Source organism: Streptomyces sp. NPDC049597, from assembly GCF_040675505.1.
In the GTDB taxonomy this organism is placed as follows: Bacteria; Actinomycetota; Actinomycetes; order Streptomycetales; family Streptomycetaceae; genus Streptomyces.
In genome coordinates this window covers 183,555-209,612 of the sequence record NZ_JBFAOY010000009.1, presented here as the reverse complement: position 1 = coordinate 209,612, position 26,058 = coordinate 183,555, and the positions used below count along the sequence as shown (strand labels likewise).

Below are 26,058 nucleotides of genomic sequence, written 5' to 3'. Positions count from 1 at the left end.
CATGCCCGGGGCCGAGCCCTTCGGGGGTGCGTCAGATGGTGACGCCGACGGTGCGCAGGAAGGACACCGGGTTGAGCGCCGAGCCGTAGTTCGGGGTCGTACGGATCTCGAAGTGCAGGTGGGGGCCGGACGAGTTTCCGGTGTTGCCGGACTTCGCGATCGTCTGGCCGGCCTTCACGGTCGAGCCGATGGAGACGTTGATCGTCGACAGGTGGGCGTACTGCGAGTACTTGCCGTTGGCGTGCTTGATCACGACGGCGTTGCCGTACGCGGGGCCGTCGCCGCCACCGTTCGGGCCGGCCTTGACGACCGTACCGGCGCCGGCGGCCTTGACCGGGGTGCCGACCGGAACGGCGAAGTCCTGGCCGGAGTGCTTGGCGGACCACATGGCGCCGCCCTGGGCGAAGCTCGCGGTCAGCGTGTACTTGGCGACGGGCTTGACCCACGCGGCCGGCTTCTTGGGCGCCTTCTTGGCCGTGGCCTTCTTCGCGGCCTCGGCCTTGGCCGTCGCGGCCTTCGCCTTCAGCTGCGCGGCGACTCCAGCCTGGGCGTCGGCCTGGGCGGCCACGGCGGACGCGGCGTCCACGACCGCCGGCTTGGCGGACTTGCCCGCATCGGCGGAGGCGACACCCGCACCGGCTCCGACGACCATCACGGCGCCCATTCCGGCGGCCACGACGGCGCCACGGGTACGGAGCACGGACGGGCGGAGACGGTTGATCACGGTGCGCTTCGACATACGGGAGAACCTCCGGGCATGAATGGACCCGGCGTGCTCGCCGGGCTGGCTCCACATTGGTAACCCGGCCCCTCAAGTCGCCTCAAATGCCTCAACTACGACATCACGTCGTAGCGAAGACCGTGTGAACGGGGTCTCTTGACGCCCTCGGGAACCACGCACGGGCAGGCGAAACAAGGTCGACAAACAGGGACAGGTCAGGGTTTAGCCGCATGTCGGGGCCCCGCCCGCGCGTTGCGCACCACACCTCGGGCGCCGCCGGCCGACCCAGGGCCGAAAGTCCCGCCCCACAGCGGGCCGAACACCTCGCCCCCGGCTCCGAGACGACACTATTCCGTCTAGTAGGTCCGATTTGCCCTGTGCCCCTTGTCACGGCCGGGGCCCACCCGGAGCCCCCGGATCGTGACCCAGGCCACGGACTCAGGGCCTCCGCGGGGTGGCGAAGAGCGCCCGAAATGCGGCATTCAACGGTGACCGGGGCCACACGACACGGCCCGAGGCGTCCTTCCGGAGCGAGTGTGCTTGCGGGATCCTCCCGTGGCATGAGCAGACCCGTGAATCCCGTGAACCGCCGCCCCGGTCTCCGCCGCGGCTGGATCTGGACCGCCGTCGCCGGACTCGCCTGCACTCTCACCCTGAGCTCCCCCGCCGGAGCCGGCCCCGCGGACTCCGGCCTGGGGAACGCGATCGACAGGATCCTCTCCGACGCCCGCCTCGACGGCGGGGCGGTGAGCGTCGTGATCGCCGACGCCGCCACCGGGGAGCGCCTCTACCGCCGCGACGCGGGCGACCGCCTGATGCCCGCCTCGAACACCAAACTCCCCACGTCCGTCGCCGCCATGGCCCTCCTCGGCCCGGACCACCGCTTCACCACCGATGTCCTGGCCACCGGCACCCGCATCGGCTCCACCCTGCACGGCGATCTCTACCTGCGCGGCACTGGCGACCCCACGACGCTCGCGAAGGACTACGACCGCCTCGCCGCCGATCTCGCCGCGAGCGGCATCCGGCGGGTCACCGGACGGCTCGTCGCCGACGACACCCGCTTCGACGACCAGCGCCTCGGCCGCTCCTGGGCGGCCGACGACGAGTCCTCGTACTACTCGGCGCAAATCTCCGCGCTCACCCTCGCGCCCGACACCGACTACGACTCCGGCACGGTCGTCGTCGAGGCCGCCCCGGGCGCTCGCCCCGGCGACCGGCCGACGGTGAGACTGACCCCGCCGAACGACTACGTACGCCTCGACGTCCAGGGCACGACCGTGGAGCAGGGCCGCCCCGACACCCTCACCGTGGAACGCCGCCACGGCACCAACACGATCACCGTCAGCGGCGACATCCCCCTCGGCGCGAATCCCACCAAGGAGTGGATCACCGTCTGGGAGCCCACCGGCTACGCCGCCGCCGTCTTCGCCGACGCGCTCGCCGCCCACGGCGTGCGGATCGCGGGCAGCCCGCGCCTGGGCCGCCCCACGCCGCCCGGCGCCCGCACGCTCGCCTCGCACCGCTCCATGCCGCTCAAGGAGCTGCTGCGGCCCTTCATGAAGCTCTCGAACAACATGCACGCCGAGGCCCTCACGAAGACGATGGGCCACCGGGCCTCCGGTCGCGGCACATGGGACGCGGGCCTGAAGGCCATCGGCGCCCACATGGCGAAGGAAGGCGTACGGACCGGCTCCCTGCGCCAGGCCGACGGATCCGGCCTGTCCCGGATGAACCTCTTCCCGGCCGAGGAACTCGCCGGCCTGCTGCTCGCCGTGCGCGACGAGCCCTGGTACGCGGACTGGTACGCGTCCCTGCCCCTGGCCTGCGCCCCGGACCGCTTGGTCGGCGGCACCCTGCGCTCCCGGATGTGCTCCACGCCCGCGGCGCTCAACGCCCGCGCCAAGACAGGCTCGCTCACCGGCGCATCGGCACTGTCGGGGTACGTCACCGACGCGGGCGGCCGCGAGCTCGTGTTCAGCGTGGTTCTGAACGACTACCTGGCGTCCTCGGTCAAGAGCATCGAGGACGCGGTCGTCGTGACGCTGGCGTCCTCGGACACCGCGAAGGGCACGATCACGACCGCCCGGCCCACCGGTGCCCGCGCGGGGGAACCGGACACCGCCCTGGAATGCTCCTGGCGCAAGCCCGCACGCTGCTGAACACGCGGATACGAAAAGGGCCCGGCCCCGGACCTGAGTCCGGGGCCGGGCCCCTCACGTCATCCGGCCCGCAGGGCCGTCACGAGTCCTTCGACAGGTTCGGCCCTGTTCCGCCGGCCGCCTGCTCGATGGGCGGGACGTCCGGCAGAGCCGACTTCTCCTCGCCGCGGAAGGTGAACTTCTTCTGCTCGCCCTCACCCTCGGTGTCCACGACCACGATGTGACCGGGGCGCAGCTCGCCGAAGAGGATCTTCTCCGACAGCACGTCCTCGATCTCGCGCTGGATGGTCCGGCGCAGCGGCCGGGCACCCAGGACGGGGTCGTAGCCCTTCTGGGCGAGGAGCGACTTGGCCGTGGAGCTGAGCTCGATGCCCATGTCCCGGTCCTTCAGACGCTCGTCCACCTTGGCGATCATGAGGTCGACGATCTGGATGATGTCTTCCTCGGTGAGCTGGTGGAAGACGACCGTGTCGTCGACACGGTTGAGGAACTCCGGCCGGAAGTGCTGCTTGAGCTCCTCGTTGACCTTCGCCTTCATCCGCTCGTAGCCGGTCTTGACGTCGCCCTGGGCGGCGAAGCCCAGGTTGAAGCCCTTGGAGATGTCCCGGGTCCCGAGGTTGGTCGTCATGATGATGACCGTGTTCTTGAAGTCCACGACGCGGCCCTGGGAGTCGGTCAGACGACCGTCCTCCAGGATCTGCAGAAGGGAATTGAAGATATCGGGGTGGGCCTTCTCGACCTCGTCGAAGAGGACGACGGAGAACGGCTTGCGGCGCACCTTCTCGGTGAGCTGGCCGCCCTCTTCGTAACCCACGTATCCGGGCGGGGAACCGAAGAGACGGGAAACCGTGTGCTTCTCGCTGAACTCCGACATGTCGAGGGAGATCAGCGCGTCCTCGTCGCCGAAGAGGAATTCGGCGAGCGTCTTGGAGAGCTCGGTCTTACCGACACCCGAGGGGCCGGCGAAGATGAACGAACCACCGGGGCGCTTCGGGTCCTTCAGACCGGCGCGGGTACGCCGGATCGCCTGGGACAGCGCCTTGATGGCGTCCTTCTGGCCGATGACGCGCTTGTGGAGCTCGTCCTCCATGCGCAGCAGACGCGAGGACTCCTCCTCGGTCAGCTTGAAGACCGGGATGCCCGTGGCCGTGGCGAGGACCTCGGCGATCAGCTCGCCGTCGACCTCGGCGACGACGTCCATGTCGCCGGCCTTCCACTCCTTCTCCCGCTTGGCCTTCGCCGCCAGCAGCTGCTTCTCCTTGTCGCGGAGGGAAGCCGCCTTCTCGAAGTCCTGGGAGTCGATCGCGGACTCCTTGTCCCGGCGCACGGCGGCGATCTTCTCGTCGAACTCGCGCAGGTCCGGCGGCGCGGTCATCCGGCGGATGCGCATCCGGGAACCGGCCTCGTCGATCAGGTCGATCGCCTTGTCCGGCAGGAAGCGGTCCGAGATGTACCGGTCGGCCAGGGTGGCGGCCTGGACCAGCGCCTCGTCCGTGATGGAGACCCGGTGGTGGGCCTCGTAACGGTCGCGCAGACCCTTGAGGATCTCGATCGTGTGCGGCAGCGACGGCTCCGCGACCTGGATGGGCTGGAAGCGGCGCTCCAGAGCGGCGTCCTTCTCCAGGTGCTTGCGGTACTCGTCGAGCGTGGTGGCGCCGATGGTCTGCAGCTCGCCTCGCGCCAGCATCGGCTTGAGGATGCTCGCGGCGTCGATCGCGCCCTCGGCGGCGCCCGCACCCACGAGGGTGTGGAGCTCGTCGATGAACAGGATGATGTCGCCCCGGGTGCGGATCTCCTTGAGGACCTTCTTCAGGCGCTCCTCGAAGTCACCGCGGTAGCGGGAGCCGGCGACCAGCGCACCCAGGTCGAGGGTGTAGAGGTGCTTGTCCTTGAGGGTCTCGGGCACCTCGCCCTTGACGATGGCCTGCGCCAGGCCCTCGACGACCGCCGTCTTGCCGACGCCGGGCTCGCCGATGAGCACGGGGTTGTTCTTGGTACGGCGGGACAGCACCTGCATGACCCGCTCGATCTCCTTTTCGCGCCCGATGACCGGGTCGAGCTTGGACTCACGAGCGGCCTGGGTGAGATTCCGGCCGAACTGGTCGAGGACCAGGGAGGTCGAGGGCGTGCCCTCGGCCGGACCGCCGGCCGTGGCGGCCTCCTTGCCCTGGTAACCGGAGAGCAGCTGGATGACCTGCTGCCGCACCCGGTTGAGGTCGGCACCGAGCTTCACGAGGACCTGGGCGGCGACGCCCTCGCCCTCGCGGATCAGGCCGAGCAGGATGTGCTCCGTGCCGATGTAGTTGTGGCCCAGCTGAAGAGCCTCTCGGAGCGACAGCTCCAGGACCTTCTTGGCACGGGGGGTGAAGGGAATGTGCCCGGACGGGGCCTGCTGGCCCTGGCCGATGATCTCCTCCACCTGCTGGCGGACCGCCTCGAGCGAAATCCCGAGGCTCTCCAGGGCCTTAGCGGCGACACCCTCACCCTCGTGGATAAGGCCCAGGAGGATGTGCTCGGTGCCGATGTAGTTGTGGTTGAGCATCCGGGCTTCTTCCTGAGCCAGGACGACAACCCGCCGCGCGCGGTCGGTGAACCTCTCGAACATCGTTAATCGCTCCTCAGAGCGGTCAGTCAGTTAGGGGTCGATCCCCTCCCTGTCCTTCCGCAGCTTAGTCCCGCAAGCGGGGACCGCTCATTCCAACTGCCGACACCCGTCTGTGGCCTCCTGACCCCTGAACGCCGACAACTGCTCCAACCCGATGGTGCGAGACGATGTTCCCGCAGGCCAGGCAGTTACCCCCACCGGCAGTACGCCGATGGCGAACGCGAGACGGCGCTGCGAGCGTGTCGCCCCTCCCCACTAGGAATGTCTTACCCGCTGGCACCGACAGTCCATGCGGCGCGCAGCCGTTCCCTCAGCTACGGGCGAACAACCTTGCTCCGGCGGGGACGTCCGGACAGCGCCGGTTCGCACACGCGGTGCGACGAGACGTCCACCCTGCGTAACCCGAGAAGCCGGTCCGCAGTTCCCCGGGCATGGTCCTCGCCGTCCCGCATCCCCGCGCGCCCCTCGAAGGCGGCACCGCCCACTGGTACCGCAGCACACTCGGCTGGGCGGTGGCCGACGGCTCACCCGTGGAGCTGCTGACGGGCCGGGATTTCGACGTGCTGGAGCTGCCGGCGGACGCCGGGGCCGCCGTGCTGCGGCGGACGGACCGCACCGGGCCGGTCGCCGTGCAGGGGCGCATGATGCGGCTGCTCGTGGCCGCCGGGAGCACCGAGGAGCTGCCGGGGCTGCTCGACTGGCTCGAATGGGGCGGGGTCGATCTCGACCTGACCGCCGTGGGCGAGGGCGGGCGGATGACCGCCCCGCCGCCGCCCGGACGCGACGACGTCCGGGGAGCCGCACGCTGGCTGCGCCCCCCGGGGCGCTGGGGCCGGCTGCCGGCTCTCGCCGGATTCGGGGACAGTGGGGATGCCCCCGATCTCGTACGGCTGGTGGCCACGGTGGCCACGGAGTGCCACCGCGTCCGACTTCTGCGTGCCGGACGCGCGCGGGTGCAGCCGACGGAAACTCAGCCGTTCGCCTTCTCGTAGGCCTCGCGGACGGTCGCCGGGACGCGGCCGCGGTCGTTGACCTCGAAGCCGTTCGCCTTGGCCCAGGCGCGGATCTCGGCGGTGTCCTTGTTGCCGCCGGACGCCGCACGGCCCTTGCCACGGCCGGTCGCCGCGCGGCCGCCGGTGCGCCGGCCGTTCTTCGCGTAGGGCTCGAGGAGGCTCCGGAGCTTGTCCGCATTGGCGGTGGTGAGGTCGATCTCGTAGGTCTTGCCGTCCAGAGCGAACGTCACCGTCTCGTCCGCCTCGCCGCCGTCGAGGTCGTCGACAAGAAGGACCTGAACCTTCTGTGCCACCGGATTTCCTTTCATCGAAAATGCAGTACGCGGAAAGGAAACCGCTTTTCCCTGGAAAACACAAACCCTTGGCAGAGGTTCAGAACCGCGAGAACGCGGGAAACGTGCGCGATTCGGACATAGAGATCCGGGCCCTTGCGGCGATCACAGGTGCAGAAGCATCCGGCTGTTGCCCAAGGTGTTCGGCTTCACTCGTTCGAGCCCCAGGAACTCGGCGACACCCTCGTCATAGGAGCGCAGCAGCTCGGCGTAGACATCCGTGTCCACCGGAGTCTGCGTCTCCCCGATCTCGACGAAGCCGTGCTTGGAGAAGAAGTCCACTTCGAAGGTGAGGCAGAAAACCCGGCGCACTCCCAGCCAGCGGGCGGTCTGCAACAGCTTGCCCAGCACCTGGTGACCGATGCCGTGCCCCTGGAAGGCCGGGTCCACGGCGAGTGTGCGCACTTCGGCGAGGTCTTCCCACATCACATGGAGGGCGCCGCAGCCGACAACCCTGGCGTCCGCGTCGCGTTCCGCGACCCAGAACTCCTGGATGGCTTCGTAAAGGGTGACCGTCGCTTTGTCGAGCAGGATGCCTTCGCTCACGTACGGATCCACGAGACGGCGGACGTCCGGCACATCGCTGGTCCGGGCCCGCCGGACGGTGATGGCATTTGCTGCGGCATAAGGCATGGCCCGACGCTATCGCCCCGCGGCCCCCGGGCCGTCGGCGGCCTCGCCGCCCTGAACGATGCGCAGGGCGGCTTGCAGCTGCTCGCGCTGCTCGGGCGACATCATCCCGAAGAAGGCGACGAGAGCGGCGGCGGGGTTGTCGCTCTGGGACCAGGCTTCGTTCATCAGTGCGGCCGAGTAGGCGGCCCGGGTCGAGACGGCCGTATATCGATAGGCGCGGCCGTCGACTTCCCTGCGCACCCAGCCCTTCTGATGGAGATTGTCCATTACCGTCATGACGGTGGTGTAGGCGATGGACCGTTCCTGCTGGAGGTCTTCCAGGACTTCCCTGACCGTGACCGGCCGGTTCCATTGCCAGACCCGGGTCATGACGGCGTCTTCGAGCTCTCCCAATTGACGGGGCACATTGCCACCATAGTGGGAGATACGGGAGTCATCGCCTATTGATGGAGCAAAAAGGACGTACGGCCACAAATCTGCCGTACGTCCTCGTTGCACTGCTCGGGTCAGGCGTCGGACCCCGTCTGCTTCACCGACTCGGTGCGGGCGAGCGCGGCGTCCACCGCCGCGTCCTCCTTGGCCTTGTTCGAACCGCCCTGGCTCTTGACGATCGTCACGACCAGACCGATGAAGAAGGCGGCCATCACCACCGGGGGCACGAGCGCGGAAACGTAGTCCATGCCCTCCAGAGTAGCTATCCGGCGGCGCGCTGCTCCGGCGGGGGCACCGGCTTGCGGCGCGGCGGGAAGACCTCCGAGGGCTTCGGCACCGGCCGCTCGCCCGGGGCGGGCGGCGTGGGTTTCGGCTGCTGCGGCTGTGGCTGTGGCTGTGGCTGCGGCTTGCTCTTCGGATCCTCGGCGGCACGTCCGCCGGGCAGCGCCATGAGCCGGGCACGGCGGACACCCGTCGGAGCCGGCACATGCACGGCCGGCGGGGGGACGGCCGCCCGGGCGAGCCGCGCCCGTACGGACTGCTCGGCGAGCGCCAGACAGCGCCGGAGCACGGCGGCGGCCACCGGATGGCCGCGCAGGGCGCGCAGGGCGGCGAGATCGTCGGTCAGGGGTTCGTGGCCGGCGGCCAGCGCCTCCTGGAGGAGCTCCAGATAGCCGGAGGCGGAGCCGGGCAGAGCAGCGCGGTAGCGGGCGAGATCGGCGACGAGGAAGTCCCGCAGCCGGCCCGCCTCGCGCACGGCCTCGTCGACGGAATCGGCCAGTCGCAGGCAGTCCCTGACGTCCTCGTCGGCGAGGGGGGCGGGGTGAAGGGCGGCGGCGAGGGCGCGTCGGAGCACTCGCAGCTCGTCAGCGCCGAACGCCATGCCGCCGTGGGATCCGTATGGCGTGGGCATGCCCCGACCATACGAGCCGACGGCACAAATTCCGTTTAATGGTACGAAAGCGGGCGTTGCGCCCAGGGTGGTGCCGTTTCCCGGCGACCGCCCCGGGCCGTCACAGGCGCGAGACGTTCCGCTCGTAGACCAGGCGCAGGCCGATCAGCGTCAGCCACGGCTCGTGCTCGTCGATCGCCGACGACTCGCCCAGCACCATCGGCGCCAGACCGCCCGTCGCGATCACCGTCACCTCGTCCGGGTCCTCCGCCAGCTCCCGCTTCATCCGGTGGACCACCCCGTCCACCTGGCCGGCGAAGCCGTAGACGATGCCCGCCTGCATCGCCTCGACCGTGTTCTTCCCGATCACGCTCCTGGGGCGGACGACCTCGATCTTGCGCAGCTGGGCGCCCTTGACGCCGAGCGCGTCGACGGAGATCTCGATGCCGGGGGCGATCACGCCGCCCACGTACTCGCCCCGCGCGCTCACCGCGTCGAACGTCGTCGCCGTGCCGAAGTCGACCACGATCGCCGGGCCCCCGTAGAGGTCGACCGCGGCGGCCGCGTTGATGATGCGGTCCGCGCCGACCTCCTTGGGGTTGTCCGTCAGGACCGGGACGCCGGTCTTGATGCCGGGCTCGACGAGCACCGCCGGGACGTCGCCGTAGTAACGGCGGGTGACCTCGCGCAGCTCGTGCAGAACCGAGGGGACGGTGGAGCAGATGGCGATGCCCTCGATCCCGTCGCCCAGCTCCTCGCCCAGCAGCGGGTGCATGCTCATCAGGCCCTGCAACAGGACGGCGAGCTCGTCCGCGGTGCGGCGCGAGTCGGTGGAGATGCGCCAGTGCTCGACGATCTCCTCGCCGTCGAAGAGGCCCAGCACGGTGTGGGTGTTGCCGACGTCGATGGTGAGCAGCATCAGGCGTCGACCTCGCGCAGGTCGAGACCGATGTCGAGGATCGGGGACGAGTGCGTGAGCGCGCCCACCGCGAGGTAGTCGACGCCCGTCTCGGCGTACGCGCGGGCGTTGGCCAGGGTGAGCCTGCCGGAGGACTCCAGGATCGCGCGGCCGGCCACCAGCGTGACGGCCTCCTCGGTCTCCGCCGGGGTGAAGTTGTCCAGCAGGATCAGGTCGGCGCCGGCGTCGATGACCTCGCGGACCTGGTGCAGCGTGTCGACCTCGACCTCGATCGGGAGGTCCGGGAAGCGCTCCCGCACGGCCTTGAACGCCGCGGCGACCCCGCCCGCCGCCACCACGTGGTTGTCCTTGACCAGCGCCGCGTCGGACAGCGACATCCGGTGGTTGACGCCGCCGCCGCAGCGCACCGCGTACTTCTCCAGGGCGCGCAGGCCGGGCGTCGTCTTGCGGGTGTCGCGCACCTTTGCCTTCGTGCCTTCGAGGGCGTCGGCCCAGGCGCGCGTCGCGGTCGCGATGCCGGAGAGGCGGCACAGGATGTTCAGTGCGCTGCGCTCGCCGGTGAGCAGGTCACGCGTGCCCGCGGTGACCGAGAGCAGCTTCTGGCCCGCCTCGACGCGGTCGCCGTCCTCGACGTGCCGCTCGACCTCGAAGTCGGAGGTGCACACGATCGACAGGACGGCCTCGGCGACCCTCAGGCCCGCGACCGTGCCGGCCTCACGGGCCGTGAAGTCACCGGTGGCCACGGCGTCCTGCGGGACGGTCGCCGCGCTGGTGACGTCCACGCCGCCGTCGAGGTCCTCCTCGATGGCGAGGTGGGCGATGTCCTCGACCTGCACGGGGTCCAGGCCGGCCGCTGCCAGCAGTTCCGCGAGCGCGGGGTCGAGGCCGCTCTCGTACGTCTCGTCCGCACAGCCGCAGCCGTCGCCGCAGCCCGTGCCGGCGGCGGGGGCGCCGATCTGGATCAGCGGTACGTCCACGGGCTCCGGACGTTCTTCGGGCGTGGTCACGGTTGCGGCTCCCTGGGGGCGATGGGGGTTACGGGCGGAAGGGCTTCACTGGCGGTACGCCGTGGGACGAGGCGGCGGTCGGGCGTGAGGCGCACCGTGATGTGACGGCGCCAGTCGGCGTCGTCGCGGTCGGGGTGGTCCTCGCGCCAGTGGCACCCGCGGGTCTCGGCGCGCTCGCGGGCCGCGGCGACGAGGACCCGGGAGACGAGGAGGAGGTTGGTGGCCTCCCAGGACTCGACGCCGGGCTCGGCCGCCTTGGGTCCGTCGGCGTCGTGGGCCGCGTTCAGCGACAGCGCCTCCAGGGCGTCGGCCGCGTCGTCGAGGCTGGCCGCCGTCCTGATCACACCGGCGCCGTGGGTCATGATCCGCTGGATCTCGTGGCGCTCCTCGGGCGCGAGCAGAGGGACGGTGTCGCCGGCCGCCTCGCGGGGCGCACCGGCGCGGGCGTCCGCGCGGGACGCGACGTCGGCCGCGATCCGCTCGGCGAAGACCAGGCCCTCCAGGAGGGAGTTGGACGCGAGCCGGTTGGCGCCGTGGACACCCGTGCAGGCCACCTCACCGCAGGCGTACAGGCCCGGGACGGTGGTCCGGCCGTGCAGGTCGGTGCGGACGCCGCCGGAGGCGTAGTGGGCCGCCGGGGCGACCGGGATCGGCTCGGTCACGGGGTCGATGCCATGGGCGCGGCATGCGGCCAGGATCGTGGGGAACCGGTGCTCCCACATCTGCGCGCCGAAGTGGCGGGCGTCCAGGTACATGTGCTCGGCGCCCTGCTCCTGCATCCGGCGCATGATGCCCTTCGCCACGATGTCGCGCGGGGCGAGCTCGGCCAGTTCGTGCTGCCCGGCCATGAAACGGATCCCGTCCGCGTCCACCAGGTGCGCGCCCTCGCCCCGTACCGCCTCGGACACCAGCGGCTGCTGGCCCTCGCTGTCCCGGCCGAGGAACAGCACAGTGGGGTGGAACTGCACGAACTCCAGGTCCGAGACCTCGGCTCCCGCGCGCAGCGCGAGCGCCACGCCGTCGCCGGTCGAGACGGCGGGGTTGGTGGTCGCGGAGAAGACCTGGCCCATGCCTCCGGTGGCGAGCACGACCGTGGGGGCGTGCACGGCGCCCACGCCGTCGTGCTGGCCCTCGCCCATGACGTGCAGCGTGATGCCGGCCGTGCGGCCCTCGGCGTCGGTGAGCAGGTCGAGGACCAGGGCGTTCTCGATGGTCCGCAGTCCCTGGTCGCGGACCGCGTCGACCAGGGCGCGGGAGATCTCGGCGCCGGTCGCGTCACCGCCCGCGTGGGCGATGCGCCGGCGGTGGTGGCCGCCCTCGCGGGTGAGCTCGATCTCGCCGGACCCCGGGTCGGTGTCGAAACGCGCGCCGGTGGCGATCAGCCGCCGCACGGCGCCGGGGCCCTCGGTGACCAGGGTGCGCACCGCCTCCTCGTCGCACAGGCCAGCGCCCGCGACGAGGGTGTCGTCGAGGTGCTGCTCGGGGGTGTCGCCCTCGCCGAGCGCCGCGGCGATGCCGCCCTGCGCCCAGCGGGTGGAGCCGTCGTCGAGGCGGGCCTTGGTGACCACGACGGTGGCCAGGCCGGACGCGGCGCACCGCAGGGCCGCCGTGAGGCCCGCGACCCCGGAGCCGACCACGACGACGTCGGCATCGATGGCCCAGCCGGGGGCGGGTGCGGTCAGCCGTATTCCGGTCACTGCTGGGCTCCGAAGGTCAGCGGAATGTTGTCGATCAGGCGGGTCGTGCCGACCTTGGCGGCGACGGCGAGGATCGCCTCACCGGTGTGGTCGTCCGGCACCTCGGTGAAGGTGGCGGGGTCGACGAGTGCCAGGTAGTCGAGCACGAGCGGCGGATCGGCCTGAGCGGCCTCGTCCAGCACGGTGCGGGCCGCGGCCCGCACGGCGTCCGCGCCGCCCGGCGGGGCGGCCTGCGCGACCGCGTGGGCGTCGGCGGCCGCCCGTGCCTCGCCCATCGCGGACAGGGCGGCGGCGCGGGCCGGGGCGGCGGGGACCGCCTCGGCACGCGCGTGCAGCGCCTGCTGTGCGGCGAGGCGGTCATGGGCGGCGAACAGCGCGCGGGACAGGGCGAGGGCGGTCCGCCGCTCGGCGGGCGAGAGGTAGGCGTTGCGGCTGGAGCGGGCGAGGCCGCTCTCCTCGCGGACGGTGGGCACGCCCACGACCTCCACGGGGAAGTTCAGGTCGCGGACCATGCGGCGGATCAGGGCGAGCTGCTGGGCGTCCTTCTGGCCGAAGAGCGCGACGTCCGGTGACGTGAGGTGCAGCAGCTTGGCGACGACGGTGAGCATGCCGTCGAAGTGGCCGGGGCGCGTCCTGCCCTCCAGCACACCGCCCATGGGGCCCGCGGTGATGCGCACCTGCGGCTCGCCGCCCGGGTAGACCTCGTCGACGGACGGGGCGAACACCACGTCGGCGCCCGCCTCCTGGGCCACGGCAAGGTCCGCGTCCAGCGTGCGCGGGTAGCGGTCGAGGTCCTCGCCCGCGCCGAACTGCAGCGGGTTGACGAAGACGGTGACGATGACGAAGCCCTTGTCGCCGACGTGCTCCCGGGCGGCCCGGATGAGCCCGGCGTGGCCCTCGTGGAGGGCGCCCATGGTCATCACGACGGCTGTGCGGCCGGGGACGGCGTGGTGATCGACCACGTACCGGAGGTCATCCCGCGTCGGCACCAGCTCGACGTCGCGCCTGGTCTTACGGCTCATCGCAGGTCCCCCTCCGCGAGGACGCCCAGCAGGTCTTCGGCGAGCTCCGGCTTGAGCATGCCGTGTGCGAGGGCCCGGTCCGCGGTCGTACGGGCCATGGCCAGATATCCGGCGACGGCGCCGGGAGCGTGCTTGCGCAGCTCGGCGACGTGCGCCGCGACGGTGCCCGCGTCGCCTCGGGCGACGGGGCCGGTCAGGGCGGCGTCCCCCGAGCGCAGCGCGTTGTCCAGGGCCGCGCCGAGGAGCGGGCCGAGCATACGGTCCGGGGCCGCGACCCCGGCGGCGCGCAGCAGCTCCATGGACTGGGCGACCAGGGTGACGAGGTGGTTCGCGCCGAGCGCGAGGGCCGCGTGGTACAGCGGGCGGGCCGCCTCCTCGATCCACTCGGGCTCGCCGCCCATCTCGATGACCAGCGCCTCGGCCGCGAGCCGCAGCTCCTCGGGCGCGGTCACTCCGAACGAGCAGCCCGCGAGCCGCTGCACGTCCACGGCCGTCCCCGTGAACGTCATCGCCGGGTGCAGGGCGAGCGGCAGCGCCCCGGCGCGGGTCGCCGGGTCGAGCACCTTGGCGCCGAACCGGCCCGAGGTGTGCACGAGCAGCTGCCCCGGCCTCACGGCGCCGGCGCCGGCCAGGCCGTCGACGAGGCCGGGCAGCGCGTCGTCGGGGACCGTGAGCAGCACGAGCTCGGCGCGGGCGAGGACTTCGGCGGGCGGCACGAGGGGCACGTCCGGGAGCAGCTCGGCGGCCCGGCGCACGGAGGCGTCCGAGACGCCCGAGACGGCCACCGGCCGGTGCCCGGCGAGCTGGAGCGAGGCGGCGAGGGCGGGTCCGACACGGCCCGCCCCGACCACGCCCACGGTCAGCCGGGCGGGGCGGTCCCGCGGGTCGAGCGGTTCCTGTGGTGGTGTGGCGTTCACGCGGCGGTGCCTTCCGTTCCAGTCCGCGGGGGGTACCGGACGATTTCTCGTCACGATGCTACGCCAGCGTCACCGCCGCCCCCGCAGTCGTCCACAGGCTGTGGGCGATGATCGGACGGTGACGGATACGAGCGAGCAGGACGAGCGCGATGAGCGGCGGCGCAGACTGGCAGCGTGGCGCACGTCGGAGCGCGCGTTGTGGCGGACCTCCGCCGAACTGCGCGTGCGGGACGGCCTTGCTGCGCTGACCTCGGGCGCCGCCGACGTCTACGACCTCGACGAGCCGGTCGACATGTACGGCGACGGGGTCGTGGCGGAGCTGGAGCGGCGAACGGCCGCCCTGCTGGGCCTTCCGGCGGCGGTGTACTTCCCGACCGGGACGATGGCGCAGCAGGCGGCCCTGCGCTGCTGGGCCGGCCGCACCGGCAACCGGACCGTGGCGCTGCATCCGCGGGCGCATCCGGAGGTGCACGAGCGCTCGGCGCTCTCGGTGGTCAGCGGCCTGCGCACGATCCATCCAACGAACCGGCCGAGGCTGCCGACGGCCGACGAGGTGGCCGAGTGCGACGAGCCCTTCGGCACGCTGATGCTCGAACTGCCGCTGCGGGACGCGGGATTCGTCCTGCCCTCCTGGGACGACCTGGTCGCCGTCGTGGAGGCGGCACGCGCACGTGATGCGGTGGTGCACTTCGACGGCGCGCGATTGTGGGAATGCGCCCCCCACTTCGGCCGCCCGCTGGACGACATCGCGGCGCTCGCCGACAGCGTGTACGTCTCCTTCTACAAGTCCCTGGGCGGCATGGCGGGTGCGGTGCTCGCGGGGCCCGAGTCGCTCGCGGACGAGGCGCGCGCCTGGCGCCACCGGTACGGCGGCCAGATGTTCCAGCAGTACCCGGCGGTGCTGTCGGCCCTCGTCGGCCTGGAGCGCGAGCTTCCGCGCCTGCCGTCGTACGTCGCCCACGCGAAGGTCGTCGCGGCGGCGCTGACGGACGCGCTCCGCGAGGCGGGCGTCCCCTGGGCGCGCGTCAGTCCCCCGGTCCCGCACACGCACCAGTTCCAGGTCTGGCTGCCGTACGAGGCGGACACGCTGAACAAGGCGGCGCTGGCGCAGTCGGAGGAGACGGGGGTGACGCTCTTCCGCCGCTGGTTCGCACAGGGTTGTCCGCCCGGGGTCTCGATGACGGAGATGACCGTGTCGTCGGAGGGTCTGGAGTGGACGGCCGGGGACGTGTCGGACGCGGTGGGCGAGTTCGTGCGCCGGCTGGGTGAGCGGACCGTGCTGCGCTGACCGGAGCCGGTGTTCAGACCCGTCCGCCGCCGCCCGCGCGCACGAGGCCCGTCTCGTACGCCAGCACCACGACCTGCACCCGGTCGCGCAGGCCGAGCTTGGTGAGGATGCGGCCCACATGGGTCTTCACAGTGGCCTCCGAGAGCACCAGCCGGGCCGCGATCTCGCCGTTCGACAGGCCCTGCGCGACAAGCATCATGACCTCGCGCTCACGGTCGGTCAGGCGCTGCAGTTCCTTGTGCTGCGGCTCCGCGCCGGAGCTCGGCAGCATCGGCGAGAACCGGTCGAGCAGCCGCCGCGTGGTGGACGGCGCGACGACCGCGTCGCCGCTGTGCACGGAGCGGATGGCGCCGAGCAGTTCGCCCGGCGGTACGTCCTTGAGCATGAAGCCGCTGGCACCCGCTTTGAGGCCGGAGAAGGCGTACTCGTCGAGGTCGAAGGTGGTCAGGATCAGCACCTTCGGCGCGTCCGGCTCGGCGCAGATGCGGCGGGTCGCCTCGACACCGTCGAGGCGCGGCATGCGGACGTCCATCAGGACGACGTCCACGGCGGTGGACCGCAGGTTCTCGATCGCCTCCGCGCCGTCCCCGGCCTCGGCGACGACCTCCATGTCCGGCTGGGCGGCGAGCACCATGCGGAATCCGGTGCGCAGGAGCACCTGGTCGTCGACGAGCATCACTCGGATGGGCATCAGGGTCGGCTCCTCGGCCTGTAGGGGGCTGTAGCGGGCTGGTCAGTGGGCGGGCTTGAGCGGCAGCAGAGCACTGATCCGGAAGCCGCCGCCCGGCCGCGGCCCGGCGTCCAGCGTGCCGCCGACCATACCGACGCGCTCCCGCATGCCGATCAGTCCGTGGCCGCGGCCGTCCGCGCCGCCGTCCTCGTACAGCTCGTGCGACGAGCCGCGTCCGTCGTCCTCGACGAGCAGGCCGAGCCCGTCGTCGAAGTAGACGAGCCGCACACTGGCGCCGGCCTCCGGGCCGCCGTGCTTGCGGGTGTTGGTGAGGGCTTCCTGCACGATGCGGTACGCGGTGAGTTCGACACCGCTCGGCAGCGGCCGCGGCGTGCCCTCGACCTTGAAGTCGACGGTCAGCCCGGCAGCGCGGACCTGCTCGACCAGTTCCTCGATCTGCTCGACGTCCGGTTGCGGAACGTACTCACCGCTCTCCGGGGCGTCCCCGGTGCGCAGCACGCCGAGCAGTCGCCGCATCTCGGCGAGCGCCTGCCTGCCGGTGGAGGAGATGGTCTCGAGCGCCTGCTTGGCCTGGTCGGGCGCGGCGTCGAGCACGTAGGCGGCGCCGTCCGCCTGGACGACCATGACGGAGACGTTGTGCGCGACGACGTCGTGGAGCTCACGGGCGATCCGGGCGCGTTCGGCCGCGACCGCGACCTTCGCCTGCGCCTCGCGCTCCTTCTCGAGCCGCCTCGCCCGCTCCTCCAGCTGCGCGAAGTAGGCGCGCCGGGTGCGTATCGAGTCGCCGAGGACCCAGGCCAGGGCGAACGGAAGGCTCATGACCACGGTGACGAAGATCCGGCCGAGCGTGCCCTGCTCCTCCGCCGGCCAGCGGATCTGCGCCAGCGTGGCGGCGGACAGGCCGCCGACCAGGGCGAGCCGGGAGGCCCAGCGGGGACCGTCGTGCGCGGCGACCGTGTAGATGATGACCATCATCGCGAAGTCGGCCGGGTTGACCTCGACGTCCAGCACCAGCTGCGCTACACCTGCGAGCGCCGCGAGGACCAGCATCCTCTCCGGCATGCGGCGGCGCAGGGCGACCACGACGCTCAGCACCAGGACGACCCCGACCGCCGTGATCCGGGGCCCGGCGCCCACGGGCTCCTGAACCGCCCACAGCATGGCGAACCCGAAGAGCACGACGGCCCAGGAGCAGTCGACGCCCGTCGGGTGTCTGCGGAGGAAGTCGTAGAGGCGCTGCACGTCACCAAGCGTAAGGAAGGGGGATAGGTGCCGGAGTCAACCGGAGGGGCGATCCGGTAGACGAAGGCGTACTCCGCAAGGTGGAGACTGGTGCGCGTGACGTATGAGACCTCTGCCGGGCCCCCTGCCGTGGGCTCCGGCCTGCGCGGGTGGCGGGCGGCGACCGAGGCCGCGCTCTACGGGCCGGACGGCTTCTACCTGCGGCCCGAAGGCCCGGCCGGGCACTTCCGTACGTCCGTGCACGCCTCCCCGCTGTTCGCCTCGGCCGTCGCGCGGCTGCTGCTCGACGTGGCGGACGCGTACGGCATCGACGAGCCCGCGCTCGTGGACATGGGCGCGGGCCGCGGCGAACTGCTCTCGGGTGTGCTGGCCGCCCTGCCCCCCGGTTACCCGGTGCGCGCCTGCGCCGTGGAGCGCGCGCCGCGGCCCGCCGGGCTCGATCCGCGCATCGTGTGGACGGACACGCCCCCGGACGGGGTGCACGGGCTGCTGTTCGCGAACGAGTGGCTGGACAACGTCCCCGTCGACGTCGCCGAGGCGGACGAGCGGGGCGTGGTGCGCAGGGTGCTGGTGGACGCCGCCGGCGAGGAGCGGCTCGGCGAGAAGGTCGACGGCGCCGACGCCGCGTGGCTGGCCCGCTGGTGGCCGCTGACCGAGCCGGGGTCCCGGGCGGAGATCGGCCGGCCGCGCGACGAGGCGTGGGCGCGGGCGTCCGGCCGGGTCGCGTCGGGCCTCGCGGTGGCCGTCGACTACGCGCACACGGCCGGCGCCAGACCGCCCTTCGGCACGCTGACGGGCTTCCGGGACGGCCGCGAGGTGCGCCCGGTCCCGGACGGAAGCTGCGACATCACGGCCCATGTGGCACTGGACGCGTGCGCCGCCGCGGTGCCGTCCGCCCGGCTGCTGACGCAGCGCGAGGCCCTGAACCGGCTGGGCGTGACGGCCGGACGGCCGCCGCTGGCGCTGGCGTCCTCCGATCCCGCGGCCTACGTCCGCGCCCTGTCGCGGACCGGCGAGGCGGCGGAGCTGACGGCGCGGGGCGGCCTCGGCGACTTCGCCTGGCTGGTGCGGCGGATCGGGCCGGGGCGGCCCGGCGGGCCTCTGTCAGACTGGTGAGCATGACGGAGACCACGGTCGGCATCGGCGGAGCGGCGGAGAGCACCGACATGGTGCTCAACATCGGTCCCCAGCATCCCTCCACCCACGGCGTGCTGCGGCTGCGACTCGTGCTGGACGGCGAGCGCATCCGGCACGCGGAGCCGGTCGTCGGCTACATGCACCGCGGCGCCGAGAAGCTCTTCGAGGCACGCGACTACCGCCAGATCGTGGTGCTCGCCAACCGCCACGACTGGCTCTCCGCCTTCTCCAACGAACTCGGCGTGGTGATGGCCGTCGAGCGCATGCTCGGCATGGAGGTGCCGGAGCGGGCGGTGTGGACCCGCACGCTGCTCGCCGAGCTCAACCGGGTCCTCAACCACCTGATGTTCCTCGGGTCGTATCCGCTCGAACTGGGCGGTATCACCCCGGTGTTCCACGCCTTCCGCGAGCGGGAGGAGCTCCAGCACGTCATGGAGGAGATCTCCGGCGGCCGGATGCACTACATGTTCAACCGCGTCGGCGGCCTCAAGGAGGACCTGCCCGCCGGCTGGCTCGGCCGGGCCAGGCACGCGGTGGCCGACGTCCGTTCGCGGATGGACGTCTACGACCGGCTGGTCCTGGGCAACGAGATCTTCCGCGGCCGCACCCGCGGCGTGGGCGTCCTGCCGGCCGAGGCCGTGCACGCGTACGGGGTGAGCGGACCCATCGCCCGGGCGTCGGGCGTCGACTTCGACCTGCGCCGGGACGAGCCGTACCTCGCGTACGGGGAGCTCCAGGACACCCTGACCGTCGTCACCCGCACCGACGGCGACTGCCTGGCCCGCTTCGAGGTGCTGCTGGAGCAGACGCACAACGCGCTCGACCTGGCGGACGCCTGCCTCGACCGGATCGCCGAGCTGCCGCCGGGGCCGATCAACCAGCGCCTGCCCAAGGTGCTCAAGGCGCCCGAGGGCCACACCTACGCCTGGACCGAGAACCCGCTCGGCATCAACGGCTACTACCTGGTGTCCAAGGGCGAGAAGACGCCGTACCGGCTCAAGCTCCGCTCGGCGTCCTACAACAACATCCAGGCGCTGACCGTGCTGCTGCCGGGAACGCTCGTCGCCGACATGGTGGCGATCCTGGGATCGCTGTTCTTCGTCGTCGGCGACATCGACAAGTAGACGCCGAAGGCCGCCCTGCGCGGGCGGCCTTCCGATCAGGGCCCTCGCCGTGCCCGTTCCTGTTCCTGTTCCCCGTCGCTAGGAGACGGCGTCGCGCAGCCGGGCCACGTCCAGCTGCTCCGTCTCGTCGTGGGCGGTCAGGTCGATGACCTTGCCGATCGCGCGGGGGTCCTTCATGCGCACGGCCGTGAGAGCCTCCTCGCCCACCACGTCGGCCAGGTCCTCGTGCTGCACGGCCTCGATCGCCTTCTGTGCGGGCCGCGGGTCCTCCGGCGCGGAGCCGGCGCCCGCCCCCGTGCCGAAGAAGTCGAAGCCGCCCTCGGGGCGCTTGGCGCGCGCACGCGAGGCGCCGTAGGGGACGACCGCCGACGCGGCGGGCACCGGACGGCGCGCGGGCAGGGCGGACGCCGGACGGGCCTGCTGCCCGGCCCCGGCGCCCGCCGCGTGCTTCCCCTGCGGTTCGTCCGCCTCCTGGGACCGCTCGGCCAGATCCCGGGCGCGTGCCTCTTCGACGGTGCGCCTCGCCTCCTGGGCGGCGGCGTTGCGCGACAGCTCGTCCAGTGCCTTGGCGGCCCGCAGGTACGTGGCCGCGGTGGGCGTCGAACCGGCCGGGGGCAGGGCCTTCGACGGCGCGGCCGCCTCGATCGCGAGCTGCCTGCGGCCCTCCAGGGCGCTGGCCCGCTCCGTCTCGGCGTTCGCGTACCGCCGCAGCAGGGCGGCGTGCTCGCCGCGCAGCCCGGCCAGCTCGACCCGCTTGGCACGCAGCTTGGCATCGAGCTTGATGCGCAGTTCGCGCGACTCCTCGATGTCCGCCTCGAGCTCCGCTATGCGCTCCTCGGTCTTCCACTGGTCGCTCGCGCGGGCCCGCGTGAGCTCCGCGACCCGGCGGCCTGCGCTGCGGTCCCAACTGCGCATGAGGACCGCGCCGGTGACCGCGGCGGCAGCCGCGGCCGCCACCAGGGTGCGCAGCACGACGGCGTCCTGGACGAACCACGCGCCGGCGGCGCACAGTACCGACGCTCCGGCCACGGCCGAGGGCGGCAGCAGCTTGTGCAGGGGCGGGGAATGGCGGTGGCGTCCTCGTGGCATGGCCCGAAATTTACCGTGCGTAGGCGGCGAATGGGGTGTCGGCCCGGCAAATCTCTGGTCGAGAACTCCGAGCCGGTGCGCCTCTACTTCTCGATCAGCCCCTTCGACAGGAGATACTCCTTCGCGGCGTCCTCGGGCTTCGCGCGCTCGGCGTCCACCGCACGGTTCAACTCGGCGAGATCCGCGGTGGTCAGCACCCCGGTGAGCGCGCCGAGGACTTCGGCGATCTCCTTGTCCCCGGCGTCCCGCGCATTGACCAGCGGAAGGACGTTGTCGGCGTTCTGGAGCTTCTTGTCGTCCTCCAGCAGGACCAGGCCGAAGCTCTCCAGCGTGGCGTCGGTGGTGGTGGTCAGGACGAGCTGGTCCTCACCGTCCTGGACGGCCTGCTTGGCCTGCGGCGTCCCGACCCCCTTGGGGTCCACGCCGGCGACGTCGATGCCGTACGTCTTCTTCAGACCGGGGGCGCAGAAAGGCCGGACCTCGCACTCGTCGCCCGCCGCGATCTTCACCTTCAGCTTCGACTTCCCAAGATCCGAAAGTGTCTTGAGGTTGTTCTTCTCGGCGAATTCCCGGGACACCGCGAACGCGTTCTGGTCGACGGCCTCGCCCGCGTCGAGCACCTTCAGTCCGCGCGGCTCGGCGAGCTCGGTGAGCGCGGCGACGGTGGCGTCGACATCGCTGGATGCGACGGGCTTCTCCTGCGGCGCCTTCGGCCCGTTCACCTTCGCGTTGAGGAATTCGGCGACGGTGGCCGCGTATTCCGGGACGACGTCGATCTCGCCGTTCTCCAGGGACGGTTCGTACAGCTCGCGGTTCTTCACCGTGGTGACCGACGTCTCGTATCCGGCGTCGGCCAGCAGCTGGGCGTAGAGCTCGGCGAGCACCTTGGACTCGGTGAAGGCCGCCGCGCCCACGACGAGCGTGCCCTTGTCCCCGGGTCCGCCGGCCGATGCGGCGCTGTCCTTCTCCTGCTCCAGGCTTTCACCGCCGCACGCGGCAAGAGAACCCGCGAGGGCCACCACACCGAGTACCGCGCCCGCGACGCGTGAGGTCTTGCTCATCAGGTTCTCCGTCCATGCGACCGACACATCGAACAAAAAGGGTCCATCCGCTCCGCCGCGTCAGCCGCCCGGTGCCGTCGCGGCCCTGCGCAGCGGGTTCAGCCGCCGGTCGACGGCGACCAGCAGCGCCTCCACGAGGAGCGCGAGCGCGGCGGCGAGCAGCGCGCCCGCGACGACCTGCGCGGTGTTGTACGTGGTGAAGCCGGCGGTGATGATCCGGCCCAGGCCGCCCTGGCCCACCATCGAGGCGATCGTCGCCGTGGCCACCACCTGGACGGCGGCCGAACGCACCCCGGTCATCAGCAGGGGGTAGGCGAGGGGCAGTTCCACCCGGAGGAAGAGCTGGCCGCCCGACATGCCCATCCCCCGCGCGGCCTCGACCACCGCCCGGTCCACCTCGCGCATCCCCACGTACGCGTTGGTCAGCAGCGGGGGCACGGCGAACAGCACCAGCGCGATGATCGTCGGCAGATAGCCGGCGCTGCGCAGCGGCGTGAGCATGAAGAGCGCGAGGACGGCGAAGACGGGGATCGCCCGGCCCGCGTTCGAGATGTTGACCGCCAGGGCGCCGCCCTTGCCGATGTGCCCCAGCCACAGGGCCACCGGGAGGGCTGTCGCGCAGGCCAGGGCGAGCGCCACACCGCTGACGTACACATGCTCGCCGAGCCGGTGCCAGGCACCGCTCTCGCCCGACCAGTTGGCCCCGGTGGTGAGCCAGGTCCACACGTCGGCCGGCACAGCCATCAGACCTTCCCCTCCGCCGCGCGCACACGGGTCCAGGGGGTGAGCAGCCGCTGCGCTCCGAGCAGCAGCAGGTCCGCGACCGCCGCCAGCAGCACGCACAGCACGGATGCCGTCAGCACCTGCGCCTTGAAGGTGGTCTGCACCCCGTCGTCGATGAGATTGCCCAGGCCGCCCTTGCCGACGAGGGCTCCGACCGTGGTCAGCGCGATCGTCGACACCGTGGCGATGCGCACGCCCGCCATCAACGCGGGCAGCGCCAGCGGCAGTTCCACCTCCCACAGCAGGCGGACCGGTCCGTAACCCATGCCCCGGGCGGCCTCACGCGCCTCGGCGGGCACCGCCGCGAGCCCCGCCAGGATGTTCCGCACGAGGATGGTGAGGGAGTAGAGCACGAGGCCCGTCACGACCAGTGCCGCGGACAGTCCGAGGAAGGGCAGCAGCAGCGAGAACATCGCGAGCGAGGGGATCGTGTAGAGGAGGGTCGTCAGGCCGAGGACCGGTCCGGCGAACCGCGGCCGGGCACGCACGAGCAGCGCGAGGGGCAGCGCCACCACGAGTCCGATCAGGACCGATGCCACCGTGATCCAGACGTGCTGGACCGTCGCCTCCGTCAGCTCCTCGCTGCGGCTGCGCAGATACTCCGCGCAGAACCAGTCGTTCGCCGCGAGGCAACTGCTCGCGGCCCGCTCCCCACTCATCCCTCCCCACCTCCCCCGGAACGCCGGATCAATGCCGGCGGTCGACGGTTTCGACCCTAACCCCCGCCACTGACAATCCCCGGGGACCGGCACATTGCAGCAACATGGCTTTCACACATGCGCCGTCACAATGGGGAGCCATGATCCGTTTCGACAACGTCACCAAGCGGTACGCCGACGGCACGACCGCCGTGGACGACCTCTCCTTCGAGGTCGCCGAGGGTGAACTGGTCACGCTGGTGGGTCCCTCGGGCTGCGGCAAGACGACCACGATGAAGATGGTCAACCGCCTCATCGAGCCGAGCAGCGGCCGCATCTTCGTGGACGGACAGGACATCTCCACCGTCGACCCCGTCGCGCTGCGGCGCCGCATCGGCTACGTGATCCAGCAGGTGGGCCTCTTCCCGCACCGGACCGTCCTCGACAACACGGCCACCGTTCCCCACCTGCTCGGCACCGGCCGCGCCAAGGCCCGTGCGCGCGCCGCCGAACTGCTCGACCTCGTCGGCCTCGACCCGTCCGTCCACGGCGACCGCTATCCCGAGCAGTTGTCCGGCGGCCAGCGCCAGCGCGTCGGCGTCGCCCGCGCACTCGCCGCCGACCCGCCCGTGCTGCTGATGGACGAGCCCTTCGGCGCGGTCGACCCCGTGGTGCGCGAGCACCTGCAGAACGAGTTCCTCAGGCTCCAGTCGCAGGTGCGCAAAACGGTCCTGTTCGTCACGCACGACATCGAGGAGGCCGTACGGCTCGGGGACCGCATCGCCGTCTACGGCCAGGGCAGGATCGAGCAGTTCGACGCTCCCGCCACCGTTCTGGGCGCGCCCGCCAACGACTACGTGGCCGACTTCGTCGGCGCCGACCGGGGGCTCAAGCGACTGTCGGTCACCCCCATCGAGGAAGGGGATCTGGAGCAGCCCCCCGTGGTGCACGTGGGCGATCCGCTCCCCCGCGAGCTCGGCTCGCGCTGGGCCGTGGTCCTGGACGCCGCGGACAACCTGCACGGCTGGATCTCCGCCGAACAGGCGCGGCGCAGCGGCGTCGTGCACGAGCACGCCCGCCGCATGGAGGCGTGGCTGCCGGTCGGCGCCTCGCTCAAGCAGGCGTTCGCCACGATGCTCCAGCACGACGCGGGCTGGATCGCGGTGATCGACGAGGAGGAGACCGGCCGCTTCCTCGGTGTGCTGACCCCGGCCCGGCTGCACGAGGCGCTGCGCCGCTCCGTCGACGCGGACGCCCGCGACGTGGCACGCGCGGACGTCACTGTGGAGTCGATCGGCACGGTCCCGCCGCCGGTGTCCGTGGACAAGCCCTGACGACGGCGGGCGGCGGAGCGCCTCCCGCGGGGGTCACGTCGCGCTGAGCCGTCCGCTCAGCCACTCCAGGGCCGGAGGGATCTCCCGCCGCCACGTGTTGAAGTTGTGACCGCCGCTGTCGAGCGTGATCGACGACACCCGCGCGGGTGCCTTCACCTTCTCGATGAAGGCGAGAGTCCCCTTCAGGTTGCCCTCGCCCTGCCGGGACGTCGTGACGAGGAACGAGGACCTGCCCTGCGGCAGATGGTCCAGGCTCCACAGCAGGTCCGCCCGCTGCCGCGCCCGGTTGTCGCCGTGGAAGAGGTCACCCGTGGTCGGGTCCTCCGCCGCCTTGTAGTACGCGGACAGACCGGCGCCCGCCGCGAACCGCCCGGGATGGTGCAGCGCGATCTTCAAAGCGCAGTAGCCGCCCGTGGAGTTGCCGATGAAGCCCCAGTTCCGCGCGGCCGTGCCCACCCGGTAGGTCTCCGAGACCGCCTGCGGCAGGTCCGTCGCGAAGAACGTCTCGGACTTCGGCCCGCCCGGCACGTCCACGCACTCGGTGTCCCTCGGCGGCGCGACGGTCGGCCGCAGCATCACCAGGATCATCGGCTGCATCCGGCCCTCTCCGGCCAACCGGTGTGCCGTGGCGGGGTACTTGAGGCCCTTGAGCAGATTCTCGGCCGTGCCCGGGTAGCCGGTGAGCACGACGGCCGCGGGGAAGGTGCGCGTGCGGTACTTCTCCTGGAAGTACTCCGGCGGCAGGTAGACGTACGCGGGGCTGTCGATCCCCGACGTCGCGCCCGACACGACGACCTTCTGGATCTGCCCACCCGTCACCGCGCGGGAGCCTCCCAGCACGTCCGGCGCGCGCCGCTCGACGACCTCGATGCTGCTGCCCGCCGCGTGGTCCTCGACCACGCCCATCTCCTGCTCCTGCCCGAAGAGGTCGGCCCAGGAGCCGTAGAAGAGGAAGGAGTTGTTGGCCGCGAGGGCGACGGCGGCGAAGAGCGCCAGCTGCGTGGCGAGCAGCAGCCCGATCCGCCCGGCCACCGGACGCAGCCCTTTGCGGGCCAGCCTGGGCCACAGCCACACGGTGGCGGCGAACAGCAGCACGGCTGCGGCTATGGCGAAGGCCAGGACTTTGTTGCTGGTCAGACCCATGAGTGGCGTGTGCTTTCTGCTACGGGCCGGCGTCGGTGACCCGCGCCCGGCCGGGGCCGGTCCGCCGAGAATTTCCCGGCGGCGGATGAACCCGCCTCCGTGAAGTGCCGTCCTAGAGAGCGCACATCGTCCGGGGCCGACCGACCTGTGGCCCGGACGCACGATCTCTCGCGAAG

Annotated in this window: 25 protein-coding genes; 6 read left to right on the top strand and 19 right to left on the bottom strand. The window is 71.8% G+C overall.

Features of this window, described 5'->3' with window-relative positions:
* Positions 1 to 31: 31 nt before the first annotated feature.
* Positions 32 to 739 (bottom strand): M23 family metallopeptidase, encoded by a 708-nt coding sequence (locus tag AB0K02_RS13700; protein ID WP_365992571.1) that lies wholly within the window; start codon positions 737 to 739, stop codon positions 32 to 34.
* Between the two features lie 542 nt (positions 740 to 1,281).
* Here AB0K02_RS13700 and dacB point away from each other — a divergent pair.
* The gene (dacB, locus tag AB0K02_RS13695) at positions 1,282 to 2,883 is read left to right on the top strand and encodes a D-alanyl-D-alanine carboxypeptidase/D-alanyl-D-alanine-endopeptidase (RefSeq protein ID WP_365992570.1); all 1,602 of its coding nucleotides are present in this window, start codon (positions 1,282 to 1,284) and stop codon (positions 2,881 to 2,883) included.
* A gap of 79 nt (positions 2,884 to 2,962) precedes the next feature.
* Here dacB and AB0K02_RS13690 read toward each other — a convergent pair whose 3' ends face one another.
* Positions 2,963 to 5,488, bottom strand: a complete 2,526-nt coding sequence (locus tag AB0K02_RS13690; protein ID WP_365992569.1) for an ATP-dependent Clp protease ATP-binding subunit — start codon at positions 5,486 to 5,488, stop codon at positions 2,963 to 2,965.
* 431 nt (positions 5,489 to 5,919) lie between these two features.
* On the opposite strand from AB0K02_RS13690, the gene AB0K02_RS13685 reads away from it, so the two are divergent.
* Positions 5,920 to 6,480 (top strand): SCO3374 family protein, encoded by a 561-nt coding sequence (locus tag AB0K02_RS13685; RefSeq protein ID WP_365992568.1) that lies wholly within the window; start codon positions 5,920 to 5,922, stop codon positions 6,478 to 6,480.
* On the opposite strand, the gene AB0K02_RS13680 is transcribed toward AB0K02_RS13685, so the two are convergent.
* The 10 genes from AB0K02_RS13680 to AB0K02_RS13635 all read right to left on the bottom strand — a co-directional run bounded on the left by AB0K02_RS13680 (position 6,459) and on the right by AB0K02_RS13635 (position 14,352).
* The gene (locus tag AB0K02_RS13680) at positions 6,459 to 6,794 is read right to left on the bottom strand and encodes an Lsr2 family protein (protein ID WP_307714162.1); all 336 of its coding nucleotides are present in this window, start codon (positions 6,792 to 6,794) and stop codon (positions 6,459 to 6,461) included. The two genes, AB0K02_RS13685 and AB0K02_RS13680, sit on opposite strands and share 22 nt — an antisense overlap.
* Positions 6,795 to 6,938: 144 nt before the next feature.
* A complete protein-coding gene (locus AB0K02_RS13675) occupies positions 6,939 to 7,466 on the bottom strand; it encodes an amino-acid N-acetyltransferase (RefSeq protein WP_307714163.1) in 528 nt (175 codons plus the stop codon).
* 9 nt (positions 7,467 to 7,475) lie between these two features.
* The gene (locus tag AB0K02_RS13670; protein WP_365992567.1) at positions 7,476 to 7,871 is read right to left on the bottom strand and encodes a BlaI/MecI/CopY family transcriptional regulator; all 396 of its coding nucleotides are present in this window, start codon (positions 7,869 to 7,871) and stop codon (positions 7,476 to 7,478) included.
* Positions 7,872 to 7,972: 101 nt separating this feature from the next.
* A complete protein-coding gene (locus tag AB0K02_RS13665) occupies positions 7,973 to 8,146 on the bottom strand; it encodes a hypothetical protein (protein WP_365992566.1) in 174 nt (57 codons plus the stop codon).
* Between the two features lie 14 nt (positions 8,147 to 8,160).
* Positions 8,161 to 8,811 carry a hypothetical protein gene (locus tag AB0K02_RS13660; protein ID WP_365992565.1) on the bottom strand — a complete coding sequence of 217 codons (651 nt, stop codon included), beginning with the start codon at positions 8,809 to 8,811 and terminating at the stop codon, positions 8,161 to 8,163.
* A gap of 100 nt (positions 8,812 to 8,911) precedes the next feature.
* Positions 8,912 to 9,709 (bottom strand): type III pantothenate kinase, encoded by a 798-nt coding sequence (locus AB0K02_RS13655; RefSeq protein WP_365992564.1) that lies wholly within the window; start codon positions 9,707 to 9,709, stop codon positions 8,912 to 8,914.
* Complete coding sequence (gene nadC, locus AB0K02_RS13650; RefSeq protein ID WP_365992563.1) at positions 9,709 to 10,716, bottom strand: carboxylating nicotinate-nucleotide diphosphorylase; 1,008 nt, start codon at positions 10,714 to 10,716, stop codon at positions 9,709 to 9,711. The genes AB0K02_RS13655 and nadC overlap by 1 nt, the downstream gene beginning before the upstream one ends.
* Entirely contained in the window at positions 10,713 to 12,413 is a 1,701-nt protein-coding gene (locus tag AB0K02_RS13645; RefSeq protein WP_365992562.1) for an L-aspartate oxidase, read from the bottom strand. The genes nadC and AB0K02_RS13645 overlap by 4 nt, the downstream gene beginning before the upstream one ends.
* Complete coding sequence (gene panC, locus AB0K02_RS13640; RefSeq protein ID WP_365992561.1) at positions 12,410 to 13,435, bottom strand: pantoate--beta-alanine ligase; 1,026 nt, start codon at positions 13,433 to 13,435, stop codon at positions 12,410 to 12,412. The genes AB0K02_RS13645 and panC overlap by 4 nt, the downstream gene beginning before the upstream one ends.
* The gene (locus AB0K02_RS13635; protein WP_365992560.1) at positions 13,432 to 14,352 is read right to left on the bottom strand and encodes a DUF2520 domain-containing protein; all 921 of its coding nucleotides are present in this window, start codon (positions 14,350 to 14,352) and stop codon (positions 13,432 to 13,434) included. The genes panC and AB0K02_RS13635 overlap by 4 nt, the downstream gene beginning before the upstream one ends.
* 118 nt (positions 14,353 to 14,470) lie before the next feature.
* Here AB0K02_RS13635 and AB0K02_RS13630 point away from each other — a divergent pair, with 118 nt between their 5' ends.
* Positions 14,471 to 15,640: a beta-eliminating lyase-related protein gene (locus tag AB0K02_RS13630; protein WP_365992559.1), complete on the top strand. Its 1,170-nt coding sequence runs from the start codon at positions 14,471 to 14,473 to the stop codon at positions 15,638 to 15,640.
* Positions 15,641 to 15,653: 13 nt separating this feature from the next.
* On the opposite strand, the gene AB0K02_RS13625 is transcribed toward AB0K02_RS13630, so the two are convergent.
* Both AB0K02_RS13625 and AB0K02_RS13620 read right to left on the bottom strand, forming a co-directional pair.
* On the bottom strand, positions 15,654 to 16,331 hold the full coding sequence (locus AB0K02_RS13625; RefSeq protein WP_365992558.1) for a response regulator transcription factor: 678 nt from the start codon (positions 16,329 to 16,331) through the stop codon (positions 15,654 to 15,656).
* 42 nt (positions 16,332 to 16,373) lie between these two features.
* Positions 16,374 to 17,573: a sensor histidine kinase gene (locus tag AB0K02_RS13620; protein WP_365992557.1), complete on the bottom strand. Its 1,200-nt coding sequence runs from the start codon at positions 17,571 to 17,573 to the stop codon at positions 16,374 to 16,376.
* Positions 17,574 to 17,669: 96 nt separating this feature from the next.
* Here AB0K02_RS13620 and AB0K02_RS13615 point away from each other — a divergent pair, with 96 nt between their 5' ends.
* Together AB0K02_RS13615 and AB0K02_RS13610 are read left to right on the top strand one after the other, a co-directional pair.
* Positions 17,670 to 18,689 (top strand): SAM-dependent methyltransferase, encoded by a 1,020-nt coding sequence (locus tag AB0K02_RS13615; RefSeq protein WP_365992556.1) that lies wholly within the window; start codon positions 17,670 to 17,672, stop codon positions 18,687 to 18,689.
* 2 nt (positions 18,690 to 18,691) lie between these two features.
* Positions 18,692 to 19,834 (top strand): NADH-quinone oxidoreductase subunit D, encoded by a 1,143-nt coding sequence (locus AB0K02_RS13610; RefSeq protein WP_365992555.1) that lies wholly within the window; start codon positions 18,692 to 18,694, stop codon positions 19,832 to 19,834.
* A 78-nt stretch (positions 19,835 to 19,912) separates the two neighbouring features.
* On the opposite strand, the gene AB0K02_RS13605 is transcribed toward AB0K02_RS13610, so the two are convergent.
* From AB0K02_RS13605 to AB0K02_RS13590, 4 genes are all read right to left on the bottom strand, one after another.
* Entirely contained in the window at positions 19,913 to 20,923 is a 1,011-nt protein-coding gene (locus tag AB0K02_RS13605) for a hypothetical protein (protein WP_365992554.1), read from the bottom strand.
* 83 nt (positions 20,924 to 21,006) lie between these two features.
* Positions 21,007 to 21,984 carry an ABC transporter substrate-binding protein gene (locus AB0K02_RS13600; RefSeq protein WP_365992553.1) on the bottom strand — a complete coding sequence of 326 codons (978 nt, stop codon included), beginning with the start codon at positions 21,982 to 21,984 and terminating at the stop codon, positions 21,007 to 21,009.
* A gap of 60 nt (positions 21,985 to 22,044) precedes the next feature.
* The gene (locus tag AB0K02_RS13595; RefSeq protein WP_365992552.1) at positions 22,045 to 22,728 is read right to left on the bottom strand and encodes an ABC transporter permease; all 684 of its coding nucleotides are present in this window, start codon (positions 22,726 to 22,728) and stop codon (positions 22,045 to 22,047) included.
* Positions 22,728 to 23,426: an ABC transporter permease gene (locus AB0K02_RS13590; RefSeq protein WP_365992551.1), complete on the bottom strand. Its 699-nt coding sequence runs from the start codon at positions 23,424 to 23,426 to the stop codon at positions 22,728 to 22,730. The genes AB0K02_RS13595 and AB0K02_RS13590 overlap by 1 nt, the downstream gene beginning before the upstream one ends.
* Positions 23,427 to 23,566: 140 nt before the next feature.
* Here AB0K02_RS13590 and AB0K02_RS13585 point away from each other — a divergent pair, with 140 nt between their 5' ends.
* Positions 23,567 to 24,739 (top strand): betaine/proline/choline family ABC transporter ATP-binding protein, encoded by a 1,173-nt coding sequence (locus AB0K02_RS13585; protein ID WP_365992550.1) that lies wholly within the window; start codon positions 23,567 to 23,569, stop codon positions 24,737 to 24,739.
* 33 nt (positions 24,740 to 24,772) lie between these two features.
* Here the strand turns inward: AB0K02_RS13585 and AB0K02_RS13580 are convergent, their stop codons facing one another.
* Complete coding sequence (locus AB0K02_RS13580) at positions 24,773 to 25,882, bottom strand: alpha/beta hydrolase-fold protein (protein WP_365992549.1); 1,110 nt, start codon at positions 25,880 to 25,882, stop codon at positions 24,773 to 24,775.
* Positions 25,883 to 26,058 lie beyond the last annotated feature (176 nt).